Annotated in this window: 8 protein-coding genes; all 8 read right to left on the bottom strand. The window is 49.2% G+C overall.

Annotation, left to right across the window (positions count from 1 at the left end):
* Positions 1–1,769, bottom strand: a 1,769-nt coding sequence (locus MHN01_RS11440) for a monovalent cation:proton antiporter-2 (CPA2) family protein (RefSeq protein ID WP_239411468.1), incomplete at its 3' end; no start/stop codon positions are given.
* The gene (locus MHN01_RS11445; RefSeq protein ID WP_239411469.1) at positions 1,766–2,389 is read right to left on the bottom strand and encodes an NAD(P)H-dependent oxidoreductase; all 624 of its coding nucleotides are present in this window, start codon (positions 2,387–2,389) and stop codon (positions 1,766–1,768) included. The genes MHN01_RS11440 and MHN01_RS11445, both read right to left, overlap by 4 nt.
* A gap of 256 nt (positions 2,390–2,645) precedes the next feature.
* A complete protein-coding gene (yedF, locus tag MHN01_RS11450; protein WP_239411470.1) occupies positions 2,646–3,212 on the bottom strand; it encodes a sulfurtransferase-like selenium metabolism protein YedF in 567 nt (188 codons plus the stop codon).
* A complete protein-coding gene (locus MHN01_RS11455; protein ID WP_239411471.1) occupies positions 3,196–3,462 on the bottom strand; it encodes a DUF3343 domain-containing protein in 267 nt (88 codons plus the stop codon). The genes yedF and MHN01_RS11455 overlap by 17 nt, the downstream gene beginning before the upstream one ends.
* A gap of 10 nt (positions 3,463–3,472) precedes the next feature.
* Positions 3,473–4,261: an acyl-CoA dehydratase activase gene (locus tag MHN01_RS11460; RefSeq protein WP_239411472.1), complete on the bottom strand. Its 789-nt coding sequence runs from the start codon at positions 4,259–4,261 to the stop codon at positions 3,473–3,475.
* Positions 4,258–5,433: a double-cubane-cluster-containing anaerobic reductase gene (locus tag MHN01_RS11465; protein ID WP_239411473.1), complete on the bottom strand. Its 1,176-nt coding sequence runs from the start codon at positions 5,431–5,433 to the stop codon at positions 4,258–4,260. The genes MHN01_RS11460 and MHN01_RS11465 overlap by 4 nt, the downstream gene beginning before the upstream one ends.
* 100 nt (positions 5,434–5,533) lie before the next feature.
* Positions 5,534–6,712 carry an aminotransferase class V-fold PLP-dependent enzyme gene (locus tag MHN01_RS11470; protein WP_239411474.1) on the bottom strand — a complete coding sequence of 393 codons (1,179 nt, stop codon included), beginning with the start codon at positions 6,710–6,712 and terminating at the stop codon, positions 5,534–5,536.
* Between the two features lie 285 nt (positions 6,713–6,997).
* A partial coding sequence (locus MHN01_RS11475; protein WP_255725164.1) for a rhodanese-like domain-containing protein occupies positions 6,998–7,187 on the bottom strand: 190 nt, incomplete at its 5' end.

Genomic DNA, 7,187 nt, shown 5'->3' on the forward strand with positions numbered 1-7,187 from the left:
AGGCTTACTTCAGAGTCGGATGCCCAGGCGGCATAAAGTTTGTCGGATTTACGATCTTCGACCCGTTTATAGGTGCTTTTCTGTTGCTCGACAAAGAACGGGTGCAGGCCGAGTGTTTTCATTGCGTGTCCGCCAATTTCCAGCGCCGAATGGTAAGTTTCTGACTCAATGATGTCTGCGCCTGCTTGTCGCAACAAATAGCCATGTCCTCGGTCGAAGGCACGAGTGATAATTTTGACTCTCGGATAAGTGTGTTTGACGTATTTCACCAATTCGACACTGTGCTCGCGATCGTCAATAGCCACGACAAGGGCTGCGGCATGTTCAATGCCGGCAGTGTGCAGCAGGTCCGGGCGAGTGGCATCACCGAAGTAAGCCTTGGTGCCAATTTGACGTACGACATCGACCTGGTTGGCCTGATGGTCCAGCACGACGGTTTTGACACCGTTGGATATCAGCAAGCGGTTAACTATCTGACCAAAGCGGCCGATACCGGCGATGATGACCGTGCCTTGATCGTCGATGACGTCTGTTTCACGGTCGTTAGAGGTTTTCTCGAATCGGGGAAGGATAACTTTGTCAAACAGGATAAACAGACCCGGTGTCAGGAACATCGATAGCGCGACCACGAGGGAAAGCATCTGTGCGATATCGGCAGGAATAACGTGATTTTGCAGCGAGAAGCTAAGTAGAACAAAACCGAACTCACCGGCCTGTGCGAGGCTGAGGGTAAACAGCCAGCGGTCACTGCCCTTGATTCTAAAGATAAGCGCGAGGCTGTATAGTACCAGGGCTTTTATCAGCATAACGCCCAGTGTCAGAGCGATAATGACAGTAAAGTCGTTTAATAGCACCGAGAAGTTGATGCCTGCACCAACAGTGATGAAGAACAGTCCGAGCAATAGCCCTTTGAACGGATCGATGTTAGATTCAAGCTCATGGCGAAATTCACTGTTTGCCAATACCACCCCGGCCAGGAAGGTACCTAATGCCGGAGACAGGCCCACCAGGCTCATGAGGGCAGCGATGCCGATCACCAGCATTAATGCCGTCGCGGTAAAGATTTCGCGCAGGCCTGAGCTGGCCACGAAACGAAACAGCGGACGGCTGAGAAAATGGCCGCCAACCACAACTGCAATGATTGAGCCGGTGATCACCAGGCCATATGCCCATCCCGGTAATCCGGCTACAAGGCTTAATTCTTCATGATGCTCTGCAGCAGACGTAGCGGCAGATTGCGCTTGTTCAATCAGTTCAGGTAGTGCCAGTAGCGGGATAAACGCCAGCATAGGGATAACGGCAATATCCTGGAATAGCAGGACAGAAAAGGCGTTCTGGCCACCCTCAGTTTTGGTCAGACCTTTCTCATTGAAGGTTTGCAGCACAATCGCGGTAGAAGAAAGCGCAAAAATAAGGCCGATGGTCAGGGCGACAGTCCAGGGCTGGTTAAAGAACAAAGCGATTCCCATCATCGCGGCAGCCGTACCTCCAACCTGCAGACCGCCAAGCCCCATCAGGCGATTTCGCATCGCCCACAGCATTTTTGGCTCTAGCTCCAAGCCGACGAGAAACAACATCATCACGACCCCAAATTCAGCAAAGTGCTGAATGGTGGTGGTTTCTTCACCCACCAGGCCGATAACCGGGCCAATAACAACGCCGGCAATGAGGTAGCCCAATACCGAACCTAACCCGAGCCGCTTGGCGATCGGAACGGCGATAACAGCGGCAACCAAATACACGAATGCCTGTAAAAAAATGCTGGTCATTTGACCTCCGCTGTATTGACCGGATTGGCTTCCAGGTAGTGATTGAGTTTTTCTGCCGGGGCGGCAATATCAAGATTTATGTTGTCTGCGACGAGTCGCTGTAGCAGATCACGCCATGCATCAAGGTGGCCGTCGATGCGCTTTTCTTCCAGTGCAGTGCGCGAGCCAAATAGGGCAAAAGGCGGAAGGTAGAGCATACCGGTCAGGCTTGCCATTTGTTCAAGAGGATAGAGCAGTTGGCGAATCGTGAAATGGTTATAGCCGTCAGCATGGTACGCATCGGCTGTACCGCCAGCCGTTAGCGAGCAGAAAAAAGCTTTTCCCGTTAATGCATCGCCGTCTGGGCCATATGCAAAGCTGTATTCCAGCACCAGATCTTGCCATTCTTTCAAAATAGCAGGGGTGGAATACCAGTAGAGGGGAAACTGAAAAATGATCACGTCATGGTCTACCAATCGCTGCTGTTCGCGGTCAATATTTATGTTGAAAGTCGGGTATTCCGCATACAAGTCGACGGCCGTGACACCATCAATTTGCTTGGCTAGATCAAACAACGGCTGGTTGACCTCAGAGCGGTGCTGAGAAGGATGTGCAAAAAGCACCAATACCTTTTGGCTCATAGTGTTCCTTACTATAAATCTAAGATTGGTTGCAACATATTCAGATTTTTCTCATCTTACTTCTTGCCTGGTAGCTTGCAACCATTATAGAAGATAGCGGTACTCTGTTAGTGAGACTCGTCTGTCAGGTATATGGGCGGGTAACTAGGGATATTGGCAACAGTCAGGTGTGATTAAATTTGTTATAGGTGATGATAACGGGTGTAATTGTCGCGCAGGTAATGGACTGCGCGACATGGCGCTTTGCCAGTTTCGCCTAAAGGCTTATCACTTGATTTTGGCCGTGATAAATACCAATAAGATCATGCATGGTGCCGATACGACCCACCGCAAGCTTATCTTTGAGCTCGAAGAAGTCCAGGCAAGTACCGCAAACTATGATATCAGTGCCTTTCTCTTGCAGTTTTTGCAGCGCATCGACAGTGTCTGCCTGGTCGATACAGAGCTTCACGCCAGTGTTAACAAAAAAGATCGATGCCGGCACCTGTTCATAATCGGAACTGACATTGAAGAAAGCATTTATCAGCTTTTGACCGATCACTTCATTTCCCTGACCAAGCGTGTTGTTTTCGATAACATAGGATTTAGGCAATATAGCTTGCTTGTGACCAGTGCTGGCGATAATCGTTTGTCCTTCAGGGGTCTGCAGCACTTCTTCGACGGTTAACCCTTTCTTTATCAGGTTGTCTATCAGGGCTGTAGTAATCGCTTGATCTGAACTGAGAATTTCGACGTTGCTATGGCTTTGGTCTTCGAAAACAGTTTCTACCAGATTGAGAGCCTGTTGTTGCAAGACCCCGCGAACATCAATCTTGTTTATCATAATGCTTTACTCCATTGAGTAGTTTTCTTGTATATAAATGGGTGTATTCCACGTTTAACTGGTTGAGCGTTTCGGTCATATTCGGCCAGTCACACTTTTCCAGTGCGATGCAAAACCCGCATTTTGAGCTAATCGCTCTTGGAGAGCTGATCAGTTTTGGCAGTAATGCTGCCTTTTTGAGTTTGCTTTCCGCTTTCAGCGCCTGATGGCTCGAATTGAAAGTAATAATGTAAGTAACTGAATCTTCCATTGAACTCGCTTTACAATGAATTTTGGGCAGCGACTTGCTGGCCAATAATGGCGGCACCTAATGCACCGGTAAGTTGAGGGTGGCTTGGAACGTCAACAGACGGGCTTTCTACCTGGGTCTGAATTGCTTCTAGTACGCCCGGGTTTTGTGCTACACCACCGGTAAACACGATAGGTTCTGCAAACCCGATTTTTCGACCCAGCGATACCACTCGTTTGGCCACAGAGCGGAATACACCGCGGAGAATAACCTCTGCGGGTACACCTTTATGGAGCAAACCAATGACTTCTGATTCGGCAAAAACGGCACACATCGAAGAGATTTCGCAAACCTCGTTGGTCGTCAGAGCGGCAGCTCCCGTTTTATCCAAAGGCATATCCAGGGTATGGGCGACCATCTCGATGAATTTCCCGGTACCTGCAGCGCAACGATCGTTCATCACAAAGTCGTCGACCTTGCCACTCTCGGAAACCTTAACCACTTTGGAATCCTGGCCGCCAATGTCGATGATGGTTTTGGCTTGGGGGCATAAGTAGGCAACGCCAGCTGTGTGGCAGATAATTTCCGAAGAGGCTTTATCGGCCAGTTCGAAGTAGTTTCTGCCGTAGCCTGTTGCGACAGTCATTGCCACATCAGAGCGGTTACATTGGTTGGCTACGAGCATGTCAGAATACAAACGCTCAGCGTTGTCTCTCGGCGCTGCACCACTTAAGGTGATAGCTGAATCAATAATATTCTGGCCGTCAAACAACACCATCTTTATGGTTCGGGACCCGATATCCACGCCACATGTGATCATTGAGCTAGCTCCAGCAGAGTCTGGACTCGAACTTTGAGTTGCTCACGGTCCGAACTGGAGTAGTCGGTTTCTACCTTCAGGTAAGCAAGCCCTAGCTCTTTACGTACAAATTCATGGAGCAAGACAGACTCAACGTTATAGGTGTGGCAAGCTTGCCATACCAGGTCGATAACAGCGTCAGCCTGGTAATCTTTGGCGAGCTTTCTCAATAACTCTTTTCGGCCTTCATTTGGGGTCATGCACGAGCAAGGGATATTAAAGTGCTTGCGAGCAATCGCTTCTAGTGGATCGCCTTGTTCAGAAACCTCTTCGTATACCCCTTTAATCCCGGAGCAGGCCTCCTGGACGACGACAACACCACCACACTCTTCGATAATCTCAATGAGTTTTTCTGTCCCATGGCCGGTAGGGCAGCCGGTAAGAAGAACGCGAGGAGCGCTGGCGGGAGCGGCTTGGTAGCCTTGCTCTAAACGTTGGTCAGCCATTGCCAGAAAGTGCTTCATTTGTTCAAGGTGTTTAGAAAAGCCAGCCACACGGTAGCGGGTTTGGGCGATTTCATAACCAGATACGATGGCAGGCCTATGCTGACCGAGCTCTTGAATGGCAAGGATCAGGCGGCGTTCTTCATTCATCGCCTTAATCGCTGTGCGTAATTTTTCCTCTGTGATGTCAGTCTGGAAGGTTTGCTCGAGTTTCTGCTTCAATTCCTCGACTTCGGCCAGCCAGTGCCGAAAAGCACGTTCTTTGTCTGACTTCTGAGTAAGCTCAAGAACATGCATGTTTTTGTCCCGAGACAAGACTTCATACATTTTCTTTTTGCCGTCGCAGGTTGTTTCAGCGACTAACAGATCCGAATCATTGAGTAACGGACAGCCTCCGGTGAGGGCGTAACCATAGGATGATTTGATAAGTGGACATAAATTCGAAGGCAGTACGGTTTCAGCATGGGTAATGGTGTTTTGACTGGTACCGCAAAGACATATGGGGGTTGCACCGGCTGCCAGAATCAGATCTCTTGGTGTGAATTCACAATAAAAACCGACGATCCCATGCCCTGCTTTTTTTTGTTCAGAGACGTAGCGGATTTCATCGGATATGGCACTTTTAAAGTAGTCCAACGGTGATGGTACTGTTTGTTCTGGCGTGACATCGCCCTTGCTCGCTTCTAACATAGCATCCCTTTATATTTATTGAATTGTAATTAGCTGACGGCTATCAGGTGTTGGCTACAGATAGCTCCCGATACCGTGAAATCGTTCTGGATTAGTAGCCTTAGGAGGCCAGCTGTTTTATTGCTGATATGGCCTGCTCGATTTGTTCAGATGTCGTAAACGCGCCAATGCTTAGCCGTATGGTGCCGTTAGGGAAAGTGCCAAGTGTTTTATGCGCAGCGGGCGCGCAATGCAGGCCGGTTCGGCAGTAGATACCATGTTCGTAGGCCAGCAGTTCATCGATTTCGCCGTTATCTTTATCTTTGATCGTAAAGGAGACGACGCCGACACGAGGCTGAGTATGGTCCGGGCCATAAAGAATAATGCCGTGAATGGCTTGAAGCCCTTTAACTAGTTGCTTGGTCAGTGTCTGTTCGTGTTGGGACACTGCGTCGACGGTTTTATCCTGTAACCAGCTGATCCCCGCATTTAATCCGGCAATTCCCGGCAGGTTTGGCGTACCGCTTTCCAGGGCATCGGGTAGGAAGTCAGGTTGCACCTCTAGTTCTGAGTTACTTCCAGTTCCACCAGTGATGAGTGGTTTGATAGTCACGCCTTGCAGGCTGTCACCAATAACCAGGCCACCAATCCCCATCGGTCCCATTAGTCCTTTATGTCCGGTGAATGCCAGCAAATCAATACAGGATGCTTCCATATCGATAGGTATGACTCCAGCAGTCTGAGCGGTATCAACGAGAAATAAACAGCCTTGCTGTCGGCACACTTGGCCAATATGGGCGATAGGTTGAATGGTGCCAAAGGTATTTGATGCGTGATTGATGGCAACTAACTTGGTTTTTGGGGTCATCGCCGCTTCGAGATCTGCTACCGTAATAAGGCCTGTTTTCGAGTCGCAGGGGATAACGGTAACAATGACGCCATCTTGTTCCAGCTGGCGTAATGGTCGCATCATGGCGTTGTGTTCCATGCTGCTCACGATGACTTGATCACCGGGTACCAACAGGCCTTTTAATGCCAAGTTTAGGGACTCGGTAATGTTGCCGGTAAAGACAACATGGGCATCATCGCTGGCGCTAAAGAAACTGAGCAGTCTTTCTCTGGTTTCAAAGATAAGGCGGCTTGCATCATTGGCCAAAGGGTGGCTTGCCCTGCCGGGGTTAGCACAATCCTGGCTAATATAACGAGTCATAGCCTCAACAACCTGAACAGGTTTAGGGTTACTGGTTGCCGCGTGATCAAGGTAAATCATGATTTCACTATCCCTATACTCGGCTGTCATGTGTCTCTCAGTAGAATCATGGAACCAGCCAGAAACACCAGTTAGTCGCAGTATGGCGACACGAAGTGCTGCCCCTTAAGGAGGTGCGGGGTATATATTAGTATTTATTGTATATATTTCAGTGAAATGGATCGCATATGAGGGATGATTATATACCCGTAATCTCGATAATTTGTGTCGATAACGGGCATGTAAATTAAATGTGTAGAAGTGGTGCTGACACAGATATTATCTGGTGATAATTCTGTGTCAGCGGTGTATCAGTCATGTTGAACTGAAGAGACTTTAGCTGTGATCAGGTGTGACATCACCCGTAGAACTCGGGTTGGCAGGATCGCCACTCCACTCGAACCAGCCGCCATCAAAGACGCTGATGTCTTCCCAGCCCATGGCATAGGCATAGAAGAAGGTTTCAGATGCGCGCCAGCCGGTACCGCAGTAGAAGGAGACTTTCTGCGACTCGTTAATGCCCCAG

The organism is Photobacterium sp. OFAV2-7, from assembly GCF_022347985.1.
Lineage (GTDB): Bacteria > Pseudomonadota > Gammaproteobacteria > Enterobacterales > Vibrionaceae > Photobacterium.